A 1,399-nucleotide genomic window follows, 5' to 3' on the forward strand; every position below is an offset into this window, starting at 1 on the left:
TACATTTTCCAATTTACATTTATTTTTTTAACAATTACAACGCAGACCTTTGTGAAAAATCACTTTTATTAGCACTTAATCTCTTGGAACGTTTGAAACTTCGTCCTGGCCTTATTGGGGTTCGATTTCTTTGAACCTCTTCAAGCAATTGTTTGTACATTTTCCTGCGGCGCCTTGGCCGTGGCTCTAACATAAAACACACAATTTTATCTTTTAACTTACCTATTAATATATTATTGTTGGTCTGGTACTCATATTTTAAATTCTTTTCCCTCTGGTCCTCAACAATTAATTCGTCTGATTCACGCTTGATAATAGAGGCCATGTTTGTCAGGAATAAAGCACCAAAAAACTCCTGTTTAATCGTTTGTTGAGAAGCACCAGCGAATTTTTCAATATGAATTTTGTTTTTAAGCACATCATATTTTGTTTCAATGGCCCAACGTTTGAAATACAGCTGCTTAAACTCTTCAAGACCTAACGCACTATTAGCAACATTTGTGATAAGAAGTTCTTCCTTACCAGAACTTAATGTAAAGCGAATAGCTCTCAAATGCATTATTTCGCCCTTTTCTATGAGTTCAAACATCTGATCCTGAACACCTTCTTTGATACTGGATTTATAATAGTTAACTTGCGTTCTAGCGATGAAATTGACCTTCATTTTTAGTAGATAAAGAAAAAAGTCTTTTGATGGATATCCACGATCAAATAAAAAAAGATCATTGTCCAAACGAATTTCGGCATAACTGTCAATCAATTGCTTGGCAACCGCGCGTTCGCAGCTGGCGAACTTTGTAATCAACCCCTTTACAAATAAATCATTTTCGGTATCATAAATAGTAGATACCATTGCTCGGGCATGCTCTTTACCATTGCCCTTCGATGCGCCGAAGGTATCCCTTAGTTTTTGGGAATTAACTATTTCCATGATGGACGCATCAATTGCCAAAAGCCGGAAGCCCATGAATCGTTGACAGTTATTTGATTTGTAAAACCAACTGACATTGGTATCAAATAATTTTTCAAAGGCTTCCGGCTTTATTTTTTTTCGCGCCTGTGAAAAACCTTGTTTACTAATGCTTGTGCCTTTTTTCTTAATAAGTTCAAAAAAGTTGTCCAGTTCAATTTGTAAACTTTTCGTAACTAAATTGAGCACAAAAAGGATAACGCCATCAAAGGTTAGTTTATTTCCCCCCTCGCGAGTAAAATAGGTAGATTTTGTACGTGAATCACACATAAACCCGAAATCATATAAAACATTTCTACTCACTTCAATCGCTTCCAAAAATTTGTATTTTTTCATAAAAAAACCCCATTCCATACGAGATATACCAAAAAAGGTATTCAAGTCGATTATTGGGGCGTTTTTGAAAAGTCAAGTGATTTTTAATGAATT

At 35.0% G+C, this 1,399-nt stretch carries 1 protein-coding gene; it reads right to left on the bottom strand.

Annotated elements, in window-relative coordinates:
* Positions 1-34: 34 nt before the first annotated feature.
* The gene (locus ACFQ3N_RS20405; protein WP_390365087.1) at positions 35-1,306 is read right to left on the bottom strand and encodes an IS4 family transposase; all 1,272 of its coding nucleotides are present in this window, start codon (positions 1,304-1,306) and stop codon (positions 35-37) included.
* Positions 1,307-1,399 lie beyond the last annotated feature (93 nt).

It is taken from the genome of Virgibacillus byunsanensis, from assembly GCF_042675965.1.
Classification (GTDB): Bacteria; Bacillota; Bacilli; order Bacillales; family Amphibacillaceae; genus Virgibacillus_R; species Virgibacillus_R byunsanensis.